A 16595-nucleotide genomic window follows, 5' to 3' on the forward strand; every position below is an offset into this window, starting at 1 on the left:
CGCAGGTCAGCAAATTCAGACATTCTTTGAACAACCAGATCGCAGTTCGAATCTGGCGCATCGTACCAGGCAATTTAATCCGCGCCTCGCGCACAATGTGCAGGCTGCACGGCTCGGCATTTAAACGTAACTGCTTTGAACGGATTGTCCCCGTTGAGGGGCGGGGACGACAGCTATTTTTTCAAAGCTGATATGAAGGCCGAAAGAAAACAGGAAACATATGGCTTCCTATTCCGCAACCGAACAACGCCGCAGCGGCGGTGGAACGTCTCTCCTGTATGATCCGCGCATTCGCGGCATCTTTTATCAGGTTCTGGTGTTCGCCGCCGTTGTGGCATCAATCTATTGGATCGTGGGAAACACGATCACCAATCTTCAACGCGCTAACATTGCCTCGGGCTTTGGCTTTCTGAATGGGCGCGCTGGCTTCGATATTAGTCAGACGCTTATCTCCTATTCGAGCGATTCCACCTATGGTCGGGCAGTTCTCGTTGGTTTGTTGAACACGCTTTACGTCGCAGCTCTTGGTGTTGTTCTAGCCTCAGTCATTGGATTCTTGGTCGGCATCGGACGACTTTCGCGCAACTGGCTGATCAGCAAGATCTGCATGGTCTATGTGGAAGTGTTCCGCAACATTCCACCGCTTCTGGTTATTTTCTTCTGGTACTTCGGCGTTCTCTCCGTTCTCCCGCAAGCGCGTGAAAGCCTTTCATTGCCGCTCGGAACGTATCTGAACAATCGCGGCTTTTTCATGCCTGCGCCTGTATGGGGTGAGGGGGCGTGGCTATTGCCGGTAGCGCTGCTGCTCGGCATTGTGGCTTCATTTTTTGTCGCTCGCTGGGCAAAGCGCCGTCAGATGACAACCGGTCAGCCTTTTCATACTGCCCGTGTGTGTGCAGCGCTGATTATCGGTTTGCCGATCCTCGCGCTGATCGTCACCGGTTTCCCCGTTACTTTTGATTTGCCGAAGCTCGGAACATTCAATCTGACGGGCGGCACGCAGATTAAGCCAGAGTTTCTCGCTCTTCTGCTGGCCTTGTCGTTCTATACGGCCTCGTTCATTGCTGAAACTGTACGTGCAGGCGTGCTCGGAGTGAACAAGGGGCAGACTGAAGCAGCCTTTGCTGTGGGCCTCAGGCCTGGGCAGACCATGCGTTTGATCATCGTGCCACAGGCACTGCGCATTATCATCCCGCCACTGTCGAGCCAGTATCTTAATCTGATCAAGAACTCATCGCTCGCCATTGCCATCGGCTATCCGGACCTTGTGGCCGTCGGCGGAACGATTCTCAACCAGACCGGTCAGGCTGTGGAAGTCGTGGCAATCTGGATGGTTATCTATCTCAGCATCAGCCTTGTTACATCCGGTCTCATGAACTGGTTCAATGCCAAGATGGCACTGGTGGAGAGATGACAATGGAAAACACTGATCTCCAATATGTGCGCACGCAAATGGTCGAGGGCGAGTCTCCGCCGCGGTCGGTTCAGGGCTTCTCGCACTGGCTGCGTGTCAATCTTTTTGCAACGCCGGTCGATGCTGCGCTGACACTCTTCGGTCTCGCGATTGTGGCGTGGTTTCTCCCGTCAATGATCCAATGGCTATTCGTCAATGCAGCATGGACTGGTAGTGATCGCACGGCATGTCTGACTGTCGCGCAGGGTGGTGTGCAGCCGGAAGGCTGGTCGGGTGCATGCTGGGCATTTGTGAACGCAAAATACCAGCAATTCATCTATGGTCGTTATCCGTTTGAAGAACGGTGGCGCGTTAATCTGACGGCAGCACTGTTTGTCATTCTGCTCGTGCCGCTGATGATTCCGAAGGTCCCGCGCAAGACGATCAATGCCATCTTGTTTTTCCTTGTGTTTCCGGTGGTCGCATTCTTCCTTCTCGTCGGCGGCTGGTTTGGCTTGCGTTATGTCGAAACCTCACTTTGGGGCGGTCTTCTGGTAACGCTTGTTCTGTCCTTCGTCGGTATTGCGGTTTCGTTACCACTCGGTGTGGTGCTTGCTCTCGGGCGACGTTCAAAACTGCCGGTCATCAAAACATTCTGCATCATCTTTATTGAAATGGTGCGCGGCGTGCCGCTGGTCACTGTGCTCTTCATGGCCAGTGTAATGCTTCCGCTGTTTCTGCCACCGGGCGTGACCTTCGACAAGTTGATGCGTGCACTTATTGGCGTGGCACTCTTCGCGTCGGCCTATATGGCTGAAGTGGTGCGTGGTGGCCTTCAGGCGATCCCACGTGGGCAATATGAGGGGGCTGATGCGCTGGGTCTCAGCTACTGGCAGAAGACCAACCTCATTGTGTTGCCACAGGCCTTGAAACTGGTGATTCCCGGTATTGTGAATACCTTCATCGGTCTCTTTAAAGACACGAGTCTTGTTTACATTATCGGTATGTTCGATCTGCTCGGCATTGTCCGTCAGAACTTCTCCGATGCGAACTGGGCTTCTCCACAGACACCTGCAACAGGTTTGATCTTTGCGGGCTTTGTTTTCTGGATTTTCTGTTTCGCTATGTCGCGATACTCTATATTCATGGAACGAAGGCTCGACACGGGTCACAAACGATAAGAATCAAGGGAATAATACGAATGAGTGCACAAAGCGCCCTCCCACAATCCGAGCTCGGTGTCGAAATCGACCGTTCAAAACTGGAAGTCTCGAAGACCGAAGTGGCCATCGAACTCAAGAACATGCACAAATGGTATGGTGAGTTCCACGTTCTGCGTGACATCAACCTGAAGGTCATGCGCGGCGAACGTATCGTTGTTGCGGGTCCATCGGGCTCGGGCAAGTCGACAATGATCCGTTGCATCAACCGTCTGGAAGAACACCAGAAGGGCCAGATCATTGTTGATGGTATTGAACTCACCAATGATCTCAAGAAGATCGATGAAGTGCGCCGCGAAGTCGGCATGGTGTTCCAGCATTTCAATCTCTTCCCGCATCTGACCATTCTCGAAAACTGCACCTTGGCACCGATCTGGGTTCGCAAGATGCCTAAGAAGAAGGCGGAAGAAATCGCCATGCATTATCTGGCGCGCGTGAAGATCCCTGAACAGGCCAACAAATATCCGGGCCAGCTTTCAGGCGGTCAGCAGCAGCGTGTGGCGATTGCCCGTGCGCTTTGTATGAACCCGAAGGTCATGCTGTTCGATGAGCCGACTTCGGCTCTTGATCCGGAAATGGTCAAGGAAGTGCTGGACACAATGGTAAGCCTTGCTGATGAAGGCATGACCATGATCTGTGTGACGCACGAAATGGGCTTTGCGCGCCAGGTTGCGAACCGCGTGATCTTCATGGATCAGGGCCAGATTGTTGAACAGAATTCGCCAGCCGAGTTCTTCGACAATCCGCAGCATGAGCGCACAAAGCTGTTCCTGAGCCAGATCCTGCACTAGGGTCTGTGGGGCATTAGTTTTGAAGCGTGGTATGGATGAAAATAGCACAGGTTTAGGAGCAAAGCCGAAGGTGGAGTGGTTCTCCATCGAGGCTTTGCGACGCAAAACTGGGCCATTTTCGCCATATCCCTTTGGGACGTGGCGGATTTTCTCTCTGAATGCGTCGAACAGTCCTCTTGGAGATACACGCCACGGCGTCCTGTTCTCCTGTTCAGAAACAAAATCCGTCTCACGCCACGCTCAAAACCTAATTTCCCACAAACCCTAGAGCGCGTTTCGATCTGATTGGATCAGATCGGCGCTCTAAATATTTGTTTTAAAGCGCATCTTTGCCCGAAAACCGTTTCACACTTTTCGGGATGCGCACTAATCGTTTGATTGGTTGAGATTAAAAACACCCGCCAGAGATGATCTGGCGGGTGTTTTCTTTTGGATTGGGTGTGATGGCTTATTCGTCGTGCTGACCCTGGCAAAATTGAATGCGATTGCCGAATGGATCCAGTACAGCCATTACGTGGCCCCACGGTGCATTCTCAATGCCGGGCCGCATATAGCGATACCCACGCGAATTGACTTCCTTTTGGAATTCCTCGACGCCCTGCATACGGACGAAAATATTCGCGCCCGGACTGCCATCGCCGTGATGCTCGCTTAGATGCAGCACCAGATCACCACGCGAAACCTGCATATAAAGCGGCATTCCCTCTGCAAAACGATGTTCCCAATCGAGCGTGAAGCCCAGAAAGCCAACATAAAAATCCTTGGCTTTCTCGATATCGAAAATGCGGAAGATAGGGCAGGTCTGTTCAAAATGGATTGTCATTCTGTCTGGCCTTTGCGACTCATACTGATATGTCTATCCCGATAGTAGAGGTGATTGTGACAGAGTATGGTTGGACGGAACATCTGGAGCCAGAGCAATATCGTGAGTTCCACGCTTTTTACAGCAAAGAATGGTGGACCGCCGCACGCAGCTTTGAGGATGTTTCGCGTATGCTTATGCATTGCGATCTTATGCTGTTCTGTCGGGATGCAAATGGAACGATTGTCGGCTTCGCGCGTGTGCTGAGCGACTTCACCTTCAAGGCCATGATCTTTGATGTGATCGTGGCTGAACAGTGCCGCGGCCAAAGGCTTGGACAGGCTCTCGTCCAGCGCATTATCAACCACGAAAAACTGCAACGGGTGAAAAGTTTCGAGCTCTACTGTCCTGACCGCCTCGTGCCGTTCTACGAGCGGCTTGGTTTCGTGAAAGGCACGTCTTCAATGCTTTTCAATCAGCGTTAAAGCGCATCCCGAAAAGTGTGAAACGGTTTGCGGATAAGATGCGCGTTGAAATGAATGCCAGAGCGCATCCCGAAAAGTGTGAAACGGTTTTGGGACTAAGATGCGCGTTGAAACGAATACCAGAGCGCTGATCCGAATTATTCTAATCGAGATGCATTCTGGATTAATCTTCAACAAAGCGGCGCAGACGCTGCAGCGCATCGTCCCATTGTGCGGAAACCGTCGCGAGATAAGCGCGGGCATCGACAAGTGGGGTAGGGCAAAGCCGGAAACGGCTCTCACGCCCCACTTTGTCGCGCTCAACGAGTCCTGCTTGTTCCAGCACCGAAAGATGCTTTGTCATTCCCTGTCTGCTGATACTGCCGTTTTGCGAGAGTGTAACGATTGAACGGCTTTCGCCGTCACTCAATGTCTCGATCAGCGCCAGCCGGGTAGGATCGGCCAGCGCTGCGAAAATGGCAGATATGTTTCCTGATTGCGTGAACGTGGCTTCGGTCATTTGCTCTCGAGGTATTCCTTTATATTTCGCATTTGCTCTTCCCACCCGCCAGTGTTCATTCGAAGAGCTATTGGGCGACGGTCAGCCGGTAGCGCGTCGAAGCCTGTTTCGATGACGGTAAGCCTTGTACCGGATTCAATTTCCTTAAGCTTGAACTCCACCAGTGTCTGAGGCTCTTTAGAATAATCAGCATCGGTTTCAACTGCATAGGGATGCCATGTGAAGGCAAAATAATGCGGTGCTTTCATATCTTTGATGAAGGACATCCATTTGGTATCGCCGCATCCGTCAAACGTAAAGTGACCGGTCGAAGGAGTGTCGACGATAAATGGCCCATCAATTTTGACTTTGAACCATTCACCGAATTCTTCATGGTTAGTAAGTGCACGCCACACGCGATCAATGCCTGCGCGAAGATCTACAGTCTTCTCTATCCGGTCTGTTGCTAGTGCCGTTGTCATAGTCCAAATCCTCTCTAATTGGCAACTGTATGGTTGCCAATTTACACGACCTGAATATAAAAGCAACCAAAAGGTTGCATATAGCTATTCGTGCGGAGATGCCTTGGCTGGAAGTGGAAAAAGCATCACGAATTTTTCTGCCAAAGCACGGTCGCCTTTGAGCGTGAGCACATTTGCAGTTTCGAGAGCGGAGAGAGATTGTCCGCCATAAATGGCTGCGGCCATCATGCGAGGCGAGCTTTCGAAGGCGATGTCATATTGCTCGGCTTTGCCGCGCGTAATCTCCAGTTTGCTATCTTGCAAATGCGCGATGAAATCTTCTCCATCCAGTCTAAGTCCAATAGTGGCTTTCAGGCCTTGTGAAAGCCCCGGATCGATCATGGTTCTGAGCGAAAGCAGGAACGATGTGGTCGAGATTGGTAAGTTCGGATCATGGCTGGGTGAACGCGCTGCCCACCGGCCAAGCGTCTGGAGGATGGGTTCGGCTTCGTAGCCCCATGGGGTCAGTTCGTAGACTTGCACTGAAGCAGGCGGCGGGAGCTTCGATTTGCGTAAAATGCCAGATTCTTCCAGTCCCTCAAGTCGCTGGGTGAGAACATTGGCGCTTATACCGGGTAGATCGGCGCGCAAATCGCTGAAGCGCTTAGGGCCAAACATCAACTCACGAATGACGAGCAATGCCCAACGTTCACCAATCAAATCAAGGGCATGGGCCGCAGCGCATGCATCATCATAGCTGCGTCTTGCGGTTGGCGATTCACGTTTAGTTACTTTTTCTAACTTCATGGTTGCTAATTATAACTTATCTGTCATTATGTGCAAGCGAACTTGCGCTGGTTAGGTCCAAGCAAAGCTTCCAACCGGCTTTATCGCCGCAGGGATTGGGTAGGCGATAGAAAACCAAAATGTAAATGGGTGTTTCAAGCCCAACAATGGAGGAATACATGCCAAAATTGATTTTCGTGAATCTGCCCGTCAAAGACGTTGCACGCTCGACCAGCTTTTATGAAGCAATTGGCGCGACCAAAAATCCGATGTTTTCGGATGAAACAGCATCCTGCATGGTGTTCTCTGACACCATCCACGCGATGGTCCTCAGCCATGACAAATTCAGCCAGTTCACGCCAAAGAAGATTTCTGATGCGAATGCTACAAGCGAAGTGTTGATCTGCTTATCAGCGGATAGCAAGACGGAAGTGGATGAAACAATTGAGAAAGCCGTGAAGGCTGGCGGCCGGGCCGACCCGGCTGCGAAACAGGATTATGGTTTCATGTACGGTCGCAGCTTTGAAGATCTTGATGGCCATATCTGGGAACTGATGTGGATGGATATGGAAGCAGCTGCCAAAGCTATGGGCTAAATCTGGAGCATTTTCAGCAAAAGTGCGAAGCGGTTTTGCGTGGGATAATGCGAAAAATAAAAAGAGCATTTTCAGCAAAAGTGCGTGAGCTTTTTGCGCGGGATAATGCGGAAACGAAATAGAGCGGTTCCACGATTAATATCAGCGGGAACCGCTCTAAAAGACAGGGGGCTGAGACATATGGGAGGAGAAATCCATGTCTGGTTTAACTGTCTGCCTCTGGTTTGATAACAAGGCCGAAGAGGCAGCCAATTATTACGTGTCGCTCTTCCGTGATCTGGGAAGGCCCGCATCAATTGATGGTTTCATCCGCTTTGAACACGGTCATCAAACTGGCGGTACGGATGTCGTGACCGCAAACTTTACGCTTGACGGACAGGCCATGACCGCTCTGAATGGCGGACCAGAGTTTAAGTTCAATCTGGCCACATCGCTTATTTTGAAATGCAAGGATCAGGCAGAGCTTGATGCATTTTGGAATAGGTTACTGGAAGGTGGCTCGCCTTTGGAGTGCAGTTGGCTTACTGATAAATACGGCTTCGCCTGGCAAATTGTGCCGGAATTCCTGCTGGATATTTTGCAGGACGGTGCGCCGGACGTCAGACAGCGTGTCGCAAATGCCATGATGACAATGGTCAAGATTGATATTGCGACATTGGAAGCCGCCCGGGACGCTCGTTAATTTCGCACGGCCGCAACAGCGTCATAGCTATAAAGCCAGTCCAGATCTTTCAGGAAATTATCAGAACTACGCACGGCAAAGAGCATGTTGCGGCCAAGCGCAAAGACGCCAGTCGCGTGATAGGCAAATCTATTCAGCTGTCCTCGTTTGGCGACAGCAGCAATCCGTTCCTTGCGCACTTTGTCGAAATGCTGAAGTGCTGCCGGTTGATCGGTCGCATCCAATGCCTCCGCAAGCGCTGCGGCGTCTTCAATGGCCATGGCTGCACCTTGCGCCCCAAAAGGCGTAACAGCATGAGAAGCATCACCCAGCAGGATTGTGCGTCCTTCGCAGACAAATTGCGCGTCCGGCATTTCGAACAATGGCCAGTAAGTCCATTCTGGCGCTGTAGCGATCACATCACGGACTGCCGGATGCCAGTTCTGGTAAATTGATTTGAGCCGCTCGCGATCTCCGACCTTTGACCAGCCTTCGCCCGGATTCTCACCGCCAGTTATTGCGACGAAGTTGAAATACGTCCCACCTTTGACCGGGTAGGCGATAAAATGAACCTGTTTACCCAACCATGCCGATACAGCCTTTTTCAGCGGCAGTGCATTGGAGAATGTTGCGGGTAAGTCACTGGCGGCGATAGTGCTGCGCCACGCGATGTGTCCGCTGTAGCGGGCCTTGCTATGCACAGCATTGGCCCGCTCTGCCGACCACACACCATCGCATCCAAGGAGATAGTGCGCCTTGATAGTCTCGGTTACATTTCCGCGGCGAACCTCAGCCTCTATCTCTTGGCCAATAACTTCGTGTCGAATGATTTCCGAGCCAAGATTAATGTTTATTGCAGGGTTTTCCAGGCAGGCAGCAAGGAGAGCTGATTGCAGATCGGCGCGGTGGCAGACGAGGTAAGGATGGTGCCAGCGCTTGAGCGCTTTATCGCCAAGCTCCATCGTGAGAAGGGGGCGTGCGCTGCGACTATCAACGAGGAAAAGCGCTTCGGGCGTGACAGCTTGTGTGGTGAGCCTGTCGGCAATACCCAAGCGTTGCAAATGGCGCATGGCGTTTGGGGCCAGTTGCAGGCCCGCACCAACTTCAGAGAGTGTCGTGGCTTTCTCGAAAAGCTCTACTGACCAGCCTCTGGCTGCAAGTTCAAGCGCTGCACTTAATCCTGCAACGCCCGCTCCTGCAATCAATATGCGCCCTTTGCCCAAGCTACTTTCAGGCAGCTTTGTCGGCAGGGGCTTCATAGACGCAGCCCGCTGGAACAGTTTCGTCAGCATGAAGCTGCGCATTGTGACGGTAGAGCGTCGAGCAATAAGGGCAGACGACTTCGCTCTCATCACCCATGTCAAGGAAGACGTGTGGATGATCGAAAGGAGGGTTCGCGCCGACGCACATGAATTCCTTTACGCCGATTTCAATGGCATTATGGCCAGCGTCATTCTGGAAGTGTGGGATGATGTGATCGGACATGATACGCTCCGGTGCTTGTGGATCGCGACATCTAAGTAGGATGGCTATTTTGGGTGGGTTTACCGCGAACGGCTTGTTTCTGGAAGCGTTTTCATCAATTCTGGAGACATTTCAAGCGGTTTGCTATCAAACTGTCATATGACAGCCATAGGCTTATGGTCGCGCCGGGATTTTCCGGTAAAAGCCGGGACAGGAAAAATGAACGAAAACAGCGTTATGGCACCCCCAACCACCGATTTGGCCTCCAATGCGACCAACAAGGCCGCAAATGATGTTTCTGCTGGTAAGAACGGCAGCAAAGTTCAAAACGCTCACGAAGCTTTGAATGATGAAAAGACATCCGCGCTGATGCAAAGCCCCGAGCGCTTCGTCAATCGCGAGTTTTCCTGGCTTCAGTTCAATCGTCGTGTTCTGGAAGAAGCTGCGAATATCAGCCAGCCACTGCTGGAGCGCCTGCGATTTCTGTCCATTTCGGCCGCCAATCTCGATGAGTTTTTCATGGTCCGCATTGCGGGCCTTGCCGCACAGGTGCGTGCTGGCGTTGCCATGCGCAGTGCAGATGGCCGCACACCCCAAGAACAGCTTGATTTCGTTCTGGAAGAAGTAGGGCGCCTTCAGGAAGGCCAGCAGGAGCGTTTGCGCACACTGCGCGAGGAGCTTGAAAAAGAGAGCATCGAGATCGTGCGTCCATCGGCCTTGTCGAATCTGGAGAAGGACTGGCTTGAGAACCATTTCCTTGAGACAATTTTCCCGGTGCTGACCCCGCTTTCCATCGACCCGGCGCATCCGTTTCCGTTTATTCCAAATCTCGGCTTTTCCATTGCGTTGCAATTGGCGCGTCGTCTCGACGGTCATCCGATGACCGCACTTCTGCGCATTCCTGTTGCGCTGAAGCGTTTCATCCAGCTTCCGACCGAGCAGCAGAATGCATATCGCTTCATCACGATTGAAGACGCAGTCAGCCTGTTTATCGGCCGCCTTTTCCCGGGCTATGAAGTGCGTGGTGCAGGAACTTTCCGCATCATTCGTGACAGCGATATCGAAGTGGAAGAAGAAGCGGAAGATCTCGTCCGTCTTTTTGAAACCGCATTGAAGCGTCGTCGGCGCGGTCAGGTTATCCGTATCGAGTTTGACTCCGAAATTCCTGAAGCGCTGCGCGTTTTCGTTGCCACTGAGCTTGGCGTATCGGAAAATCGCATCAGCGTTCTGGAAGGTCTTCTCGCGCTCAATATGATTTCGGAAGTCGTTTCGATTCCCCGTGATGATCTGAAATTCGTGTCCTATAATCCGCGTTTCCCCGAGCGTATTCGCGAACACGGCGGCGATTGCTTTGCAGCGATTCGCGAAAAGGACATCGTTGTTCATCATCCCTATGAATCATTCGACGTTGTGGTGCAGTTTCTGCGTCAGGCGGCGGCGGACCCGGATGTGCTGGCTATCAAGCAGACGCTTTATCGTACCTCGAATGACAGCCCAATCGTGCGTGCGCTGGTTGATGCTGCAGAAGCAGGCAAGTCAGTCACAGCGCTTGTCGAGTTGAAGGCGCGCTTCGATGAAGAAGCCAATATTCGCTGGGCACGCGATCTTGAACGGGCTGGCGTGCAGGTTGTGTTCGGCTTCATTGAGCTGAAAACACATGCCAAAATGTCACTCGTGGTGCGCCGTGAAGACCAGAGACTGCGCACATATGTGCATCTTGGCACCGGCAATTATCACCCGATTACCGCACGCATTTATACCGATCTGTCGTTCTTTACATCCGATCCGGATATTGCGCGCGATGTGGCACATATCTTCAACTTTATCACCGGCTATGCGCAGCCGGCTGAAGAGATGAAAATCGCTATTTCACCGCTGACGCTGCGGACGCGAATCCTCAAGCATATCGAGGACGAAATCACCAATGCGAAGGCTGGACAGCCTGCTGCGATCTGGATGAAGATGAATTCGCTCGTCGATCCACAGATTATTGATGCGCTCTATAAGGCAAGTCAGGCAGGTGTTCACATTGATCTGGTGGTGCGTGGCATATGCTGCCTGCGACCGGGCGTTCCCGGCCTGTCGGATAACATCCGCGCGAAGTCCATCGTTGGTCGTTTTCTTGAGCATAGTCGCATTTTCTGCTTTGGAAACGGGCATGATCTGCCATCTGGCAAGGCAATCGTCTATTTCGGTTCAGCCGATATGATGCCACGCAATCTCGACCGCCGCGTAGAGACACTGGTGCCTATCACCAATGCTACCGTGCATCAGCAAATCCTGTCGCAGATTATGTTTGCCAACATAATTGATAACCAGCAGAGCTATCAGCTACTTGCGGATGGCACCTCTCGCCGGATAGAAAAAGAAGATGGAGAAGAAGCTTTCAACGCGCAGGAATATTTCATGACAAATCCAAGCTTGTCGGGTCGCGGAAAGTCGCTGAAGTCATCTGCCCCCCGCCTGATTGCGCATCGTAAACGTGCACAGGCGGAAAGAAACACAACTTCATGAGTCCAGCAATCGCACAAGGCCGTTTGAAAGGCCTCAAGCCCGTCGCAGTCATCGACATCGGGTCCAACTCGATTCGTGTCGTGGTTTATGAAGGCATCGTTCGTTCGCCGACGGTGCTTTTTAACGAAAAGCTTCTCTGCGGTCTTGGCAAAGGATTGGCCAAGACCGGTAAGCTCAATGAAAAATCTGTCGACATAGCATTGCGTGCGTTGAAACGGTTTCGTGTTCTGGCCGAACAGGCTGGCGCGATTTCCATTCATGCGCTGGCAACAGCCGCAGCACGCGAGGCGAAGAACGGTCCTGATTTCATCGCACAGGCCGAAGCCATTCTCGGGCGGCATATTGAAGTTTTGTCCGGCAAGGAAGAAGCCTATTATTCTGCGCTCGGCATTATTTCGGGGTTCTATAAGCCACAGGGCGTAACGGGCGATCTTGGCGGCGGTAGTCTTGAACTGGTCAGCGTCAACGATCACGAAGTCGGAGAGGGGATTACGCTTCCGCTCGGTGGTCTGCGATTGCAGGATATGTCCAACGAACAGCTTCCTGAGGCGGCTAAAATCACCCGCACGGAACTCGCGCGTGCAACGCTGCTTGAACAGCATCAGGGACAGGTGTTCTATGCAGTTGGCGGTACGTGGCGAAATCTCGCCAAGCTTCATATGACGGCAAAGCACTATCCGCTTCATGTCATGCACGGCTATGAGATGGACCCGGTGGAAGCGCAAAATTTTCTCAAGCGTGTTGCTAAAGGCAATCTCGACACGATGCGCGGTATCGAAGCAGTGTCGAAAAACCGCCGTCAGCTTCTCGCTTATGGCGCAACCGTTCTGCTTGAAACCATTCGCCGCATGAAACCATCCAAGGTCGTTTTTTCGGCTCTGGGTGTGCGTGAAGGCTATCTCTATTCGCTACTGCCTAAGAATGAACAGAGACTCGATCCTCTGCTGGCATCGGCGGAAGAGCTGGCGATCCTGCGTTCGCGGTCACCGCGTCATGCACGAGAACTTGCAACATGGACGACGCTTTCTTTGCCGGTTCTCGGGTTTGACGAGACAGAAGATGAAAGCCGTTACCGGCAGGCTGCGTGTCTAGTTGCTGACATAAGCTGGCGCGCGCATCCTGATTATCGTGGCTCACAAGCCCTGAACATCATTGCGCATGGTTCTTTCGGTGGCATTGATCATCCTGGCCGCTCTTTCATGGCATTGGCAAATTATTATCGCCATGAAGGGTTGGTCGAAGACGATATCGCTCCGGAAATACTGCAGCTTGCGACGCCGCGTTTGCGTGAGCGGGCAAAGCTTCTCGGCGCGTTGCTACGCGTTATCTATCTACTTTCAGCGTCCATGCCGGGCGTGATTCCGCGCCTTTACTGGCGTGAAGAGGAGAACGGCATTGCGCTGGTTGTGCCGGGAGATCTGGCCGATCTTATTTCGGATCGTCCTGAAGGACGTTTGCAGCAACTTGCGAAGCTCACAGGGAAAAACCTGTATTTTGCCGTCGGTGACAGTGCGATTGAAGCAAACGAGCATCATTGAGAAAGATGATCTGGAAATTAAAAGGCCGACTGGAGCTTCCTCCGTCGGCCTTTTTGCTTAGGTCGCGTTTCGATCTGATTGGATCAGATCGGCGCTCTAAATATTTGTTTTAACACGCATCTTTGTCCGAAAACCGTTTCACACTTTTCGGGATGCGCTCTACTGTAGTTCGACCGCCTGAATGCGCCGGTTTTCAAACTTGATGCCGATCTTGCCAGCGATGAGGTCGAGCGCCTTCTGGCCAAAGACTTCACGACGCCAGCCATGCAGTGCTGGCACATTGGCGTTTTCGCCTTCTGCTGCGATCTTGTCGATATCATCAGAATTGGCGACGATCTTTGCCGCGACGCCGTGTTCTTCGGTCACAAGTTTCAGCAACACTTTAAGAATATCTCCCGCTGCTGCACTGCCTTCAGGCGAATGCGACTGCTTTGGCAGGCGTGGCAGATCTTCTTTCGGAATAGCAAGCGCGGCCTGAACGGCAGCCACAAGGCCTGCTGCCTGAGCCGAGCGTTCCCAGCCCTTGGGAATTGATCGAAGGCGGCCTAGCGCTTCCGCATCTTTTGGTTGCTGCTGAGCGATTTCTGCAATCGTATCGTCCTTGATAACGCGACCGCGTGGCACATTGCGTTCGCGTGCTTCGCGTTCACGCCATGCTGCTACGGACTGCACGATTGCAAGTTCAATCGGTTTGCGCATCCGAGTCTTAACGCGCTTCCACGCATCGTCCGGATGCAGATCATAGGTTTCCCTTGCGCTGAGTACGGCCATTTCCTCATTGACCCACTCGCTGCGACCTTCTTTCTCCAGTTCTGCTTTCAGATAGAGATAGATGTCGCGCAGATAGGTAACGTCAGCCAGCGCATAATCGAGCTGCTTGTCAGAAAGCGGGCGGCGACGCCAATCGGTAAAGCGGGACGACTTGTCGAGCTGCTTGCCTGTTACTTTCTGAACCAGCGCATCATAGGAAATCGCGTCGCCAAAGCCGCAAACCATCGCAGCAACCTGGCTGTCGAAAATCGGGGCAGGGATCAGATTTCCAAGATGAAAGACAATCTCGATATCCTGGCGCGCGGCATGGAAAACCTTGACCACTTTTTCATCGGCCATCAGCCGGAAGAATGGTGCAAGATCGAGGCCGGGAGCCAGTGCATCCACCAATGCAGTGTGGTCGGGAGAAGCCATCTGAATGAGGCAGAGCTCCGGCCAGAAGGTCGTTTCCCGAATAAATTCGGTATCGACAGTCACAAAGTCGGATTTGGCGAGGGCGGATACGGCCTCTTCAAGGGCCTCTGTTGTCGTAATGAGCTGCATGTTCTTCTTTTTAGACAAAGGCGGGCCGCTTGTCGCGCCGCAAGAATGATATTGCGAGGGAATAACACGGAAATAGTGATTTTTGTCGACATATTCTGTCAAGCTGGTTTAACACAGACAGTGTCGGCTTGACAAAGCGTGAGCAAAATGCGCTTTTCCGCCCGAATTTGCAGCGCTTTGCCTGCACAAGATTATTGAGTTCCAAAAGGCAGAAATCATGCACCGTTATCGCAGCCACACCTGCGCAGCCCTTCGCAAATCGGATGTTGGTTCCAAAGTCCGTCTGTCTGGCTGGGTTCATCGCGTCCGTGACCATGGCGGCATTCTCTTCATCGATATTCGCGATCATTATGGCCTGACGCAGGTCGTTGCTGATCCTGATTCGCCCGCGTTCAAGATTGCTGAAACTGTTCGTGGCGAGTGGGTTATTCGCGTCGACGGTGAAGTGAAGGCGCGTGCAGACGAAGCGGTAAACGCGAACCTTCCGACCGGTGAAGTCGAAATCTTTGCAACCGAGATTGAAGTTCTCGCTGCTGCCAAGGAATTGCCATTGCCGGTCTTTGGTGAGCCGGATTATCCCGAAGATATCCGCCTCAAGTACCGTTTCCTCGACCTTCGCCGTGAAACGCTGCACAAGAACATCATGAGCCGCACCAAAATCATTGCCGCGATGCGTCGCCGCATGACCGAAATCGGCTTCAACGAGTTTTCGACGCCGATCCTGACGGCTTCGTCACCGGAAGGCGCACGCGACTTCCTCGTTCCAAGCCGTATTCACGAAGGCAAGTTCTACGCGCTGCCGCAGGCTCCGCAGCAGTACAAGCAGCTTCTGATGGTTGCCGGTTTTGACCGTTACTTCCAGATTGCACCTTGCTTCCGCGATGAAGATCCACGTGCAGACCGTCTGCCAGGCGAATTCTACCAGCTCGATCTTGAAATGAGCTTCGTGACCCAGGAAGAAATCTGGGAAACGATGGAACCGGTCATGCGCGGCATTTTTGAAGAGTTTGCCGAAGGCAAGCCTGTCACGCAGAACTTCCGCCGTATCGCCTATGACGATGCGATCCGCACCTATGGTTCGGACAAGCCAGATCTGCGCAACCCGATTGAAATGCAGGCTGTGACCGAGCATTTTGCAGGTTCCGGCTTCAAGGTCTTCGCGAACATGATCGCCAACGACCCTAAGGTCGAAGTATGGGCTATCCCTGCCAAGACTGGCGGCAGCCGTGCCTTCTGTGACCGCATGAACTCATGGGCACAGGGCGAAGGCCAGCCAGGTCTCGGCTACATCTTCTGGCGCAAGGAAGGCGACAAGCTTGAAGGCGCTGGCCCGATTGCCAAGAACATTGGTGAAGAACGCACCGAAGCGCTCCGCAACCAGCTGGGTCTCGGCGACGGCGATGCCTGCTTCTTCGTAGCCGGTCAGCCATCGAAGTTCTACAAGTTTGCAGGTGACGCACGCACCCGTGCTGGTGAAGAACTGAACCTCGTTGATCGTGATCGCTTCGAACTGGCCTGGATCATCGATTTCCCGTTCTACGAATGGGACGAAGACAACAAGAAGCTCGACTTCGCACACAACCCGTTCTCGATGCCGCAGGGTGGCATGGAAGCGCTGGAAACGCAGGACCCGCTGTCGCTCAAGGCTTACCAGTATGATCTGGTTTGTAACGGCTTTGAAATTGCTTCCGGTTCGATCCGTAACCAGCTGCCGGATGTGATGGTTAAGGCCTTTGAAAAGGTTGGCCTCAGCCAGCAGGACGTGGAAGAGCGCTTCGGCGGTCTCTACCGTGCCTTCCAGTATGGCGCGCCTCCACATGGCGGCATGGCTGCCGGTGTTGATCGCGTTATCATGCTGCTGGTCGGTGCAAAGAACCTGCGCGAAATCTCGCTGTTCCCGATGAACCAGCAGGCGCTTGATCTTCTGATGAATGCGCCTTCGGATGTAACTCCAGCACAGCTGCGCGATCTGCACATTCGTCTGGCACCGACCCAGAAAAGCTGATCCATCTAAGGTTTAAAACAAAAAGCCCGGTCGCAAGACCGGGTTTTTTGTTTGGCTTAGAGTGCATCCCGAAAAGTGTGAAACGGT

General features: G+C 52.8%; 16 protein-coding genes. 9 read left to right on the forward strand and 7 right to left on the reverse strand.

Annotated elements, in window-relative coordinates:
• The first annotated feature begins 220 nt into the window (after positions 1 to 220).
• The 3 genes from CEV33_RS18260 to CEV33_RS18270 are packed head-to-tail and all read left to right on the forward strand — an operon-like array spanning position 221 to position 3404.
• A complete protein-coding gene (locus CEV33_RS18260; RefSeq protein ID WP_094541840.1) occupies positions 221 to 1414 on the forward strand; it encodes an amino acid ABC transporter permease in 1194 nt (397 codons plus the stop codon).
• Positions 1415 to 1416: 2 nt separating this feature from the next.
• On the forward strand, positions 1417 to 2574 hold the full coding sequence (locus CEV33_RS18265) for an amino acid ABC transporter permease (protein WP_094541841.1): 1158 nt from the start codon (positions 1417 to 1419) through the stop codon (positions 2572 to 2574).
• A 20-nt stretch (positions 2575 to 2594) separates the two neighbouring features.
• Entirely contained in the window at positions 2595 to 3404 is an 810-nt protein-coding gene (locus CEV33_RS18270; protein ID WP_094541842.1) for an amino acid ABC transporter ATP-binding protein, read from the forward strand.
• 448 nt (positions 3405 to 3852) lie between these two features.
• On the opposite strand, the gene CEV33_RS18275 is transcribed toward CEV33_RS18270, so the two are convergent.
• Positions 3853 to 4227 carry a glyoxalase superfamily protein gene (locus tag CEV33_RS18275; RefSeq protein ID WP_094541843.1) on the reverse strand — a complete coding sequence of 125 codons (375 nt, stop codon included), beginning with the start codon at positions 4225 to 4227 and terminating at the stop codon, positions 3853 to 3855.
• A gap of 56 nt (positions 4228 to 4283) precedes the next feature.
• Between CEV33_RS18275 and CEV33_RS18280 the strand changes: the two genes are divergently transcribed.
• Positions 4284 to 4691, forward strand: coding sequence for a GNAT family N-acetyltransferase (locus CEV33_RS18280; RefSeq protein WP_094542071.1), 408 nt, complete (start codon positions 4284 to 4286; stop codon positions 4689 to 4691).
• 163 nt (positions 4692 to 4854) lie between these two features.
• On the opposite strand, the gene CEV33_RS18285 is transcribed toward CEV33_RS18280, so the two are convergent.
• The 3 genes from CEV33_RS18285 to CEV33_RS18295 all read right to left on the reverse strand — a co-directional run bounded on the left by CEV33_RS18285 (position 4855) and on the right by CEV33_RS18295 (position 6437).
• Positions 4855 to 5190: an ArsR/SmtB family transcription factor gene (locus tag CEV33_RS18285; RefSeq protein ID WP_094541844.1), complete on the reverse strand. Its 336-nt coding sequence runs from the start codon at positions 5188 to 5190 to the stop codon at positions 4855 to 4857.
• Entirely contained in the window at positions 5187 to 5651 is a 465-nt protein-coding gene (locus CEV33_RS18290; RefSeq protein ID WP_094541845.1) for an SRPBCC family protein, read from the reverse strand. Before CEV33_RS18290 ends, CEV33_RS18285 begins: the two co-directional genes overlap by 4 nt.
• Positions 5652 to 5735: 84 nt before the next feature.
• Positions 5736 to 6437, reverse strand: coding sequence for a winged helix-turn-helix transcriptional regulator (locus CEV33_RS18295; RefSeq protein ID WP_094541846.1), 702 nt, complete (start codon positions 6435 to 6437; stop codon positions 5736 to 5738).
• A 158-nt stretch (positions 6438 to 6595) separates the two neighbouring features.
• Here CEV33_RS18295 and CEV33_RS18300 point away from each other — a divergent pair, with 158 nt between their 5' ends.
• Positions 6596 to 7012, forward strand: coding sequence for a VOC family protein (locus CEV33_RS18300; protein WP_094541847.1), 417 nt, complete (start codon positions 6596 to 6598; stop codon positions 7010 to 7012).
• Between the two features lie 196 nt (positions 7013 to 7208).
• Positions 7209 to 7694, forward strand: coding sequence for a VOC family protein (locus CEV33_RS18305; protein ID WP_094541848.1), 486 nt, complete (start codon positions 7209 to 7211; stop codon positions 7692 to 7694).
• Here the strand turns inward: CEV33_RS18305 and CEV33_RS18310 are convergent.
• Both CEV33_RS18310 and CEV33_RS18315 read right to left on the reverse strand, forming a co-directional pair.
• On the reverse strand, positions 7691 to 8896 hold the full coding sequence (locus CEV33_RS18310) for an FAD-binding protein (protein WP_235818458.1): 1206 nt from the start codon (positions 8894 to 8896) through the stop codon (positions 7691 to 7693). The genes CEV33_RS18305 and CEV33_RS18310 overlap by 4 nt on opposite strands.
• A 7-nt stretch (positions 8897 to 8903) precedes the next feature.
• Positions 8904 to 9158 (reverse strand): zinc-finger domain-containing protein, encoded by a 255-nt coding sequence (locus CEV33_RS18315; protein WP_094541849.1) that lies wholly within the window; start codon positions 9156 to 9158, stop codon positions 8904 to 8906.
• A 216-nt stretch (positions 9159 to 9374) separates the two neighbouring features.
• Between CEV33_RS18315 and CEV33_RS18320 the strand changes: the two genes are divergently transcribed.
• Positions 9375 to 11651 carry an RNA degradosome polyphosphate kinase gene (locus CEV33_RS18320; protein ID WP_374816621.1) on the forward strand — a complete coding sequence of 759 codons (2277 nt, stop codon included), beginning with the start codon at positions 9375 to 9377 and terminating at the stop codon, positions 11649 to 11651.
• A complete protein-coding gene (gene ppx, locus CEV33_RS18325) occupies positions 11648 to 13189 on the forward strand; it encodes an exopolyphosphatase (RefSeq protein WP_094541851.1) in 1542 nt (513 codons plus the stop codon). Before CEV33_RS18320 ends, ppx begins: the two co-directional genes overlap by 4 nt.
• Positions 13190 to 13348: 159 nt before the next feature.
• Here the strand turns inward: ppx and rnd are convergent, their stop codons facing one another.
• Positions 13349 to 14503, reverse strand: coding sequence for a ribonuclease D (rnd, locus tag CEV33_RS18330; RefSeq protein WP_094541852.1), 1155 nt, complete (start codon positions 14501 to 14503; stop codon positions 13349 to 13351).
• Positions 14504 to 14720: 217 nt separating this feature from the next.
• Here rnd and aspS point away from each other — a divergent pair, with 217 nt between their 5' ends.
• Positions 14721 to 16508 (forward strand): aspartate--tRNA ligase, encoded by a 1788-nt coding sequence (gene aspS / locus CEV33_RS18335; RefSeq protein WP_094541853.1) that lies wholly within the window; start codon positions 14721 to 14723, stop codon positions 16506 to 16508.
• Positions 16509 to 16595: the final 87 nt, after the last annotated feature.

This window comes from Brucella grignonensis, assembly GCF_002252505.1.
In the GTDB taxonomy this organism is placed as follows: domain Bacteria; phylum Pseudomonadota; class Alphaproteobacteria; order Rhizobiales; family Rhizobiaceae; genus Brucella; species Brucella grignonensis.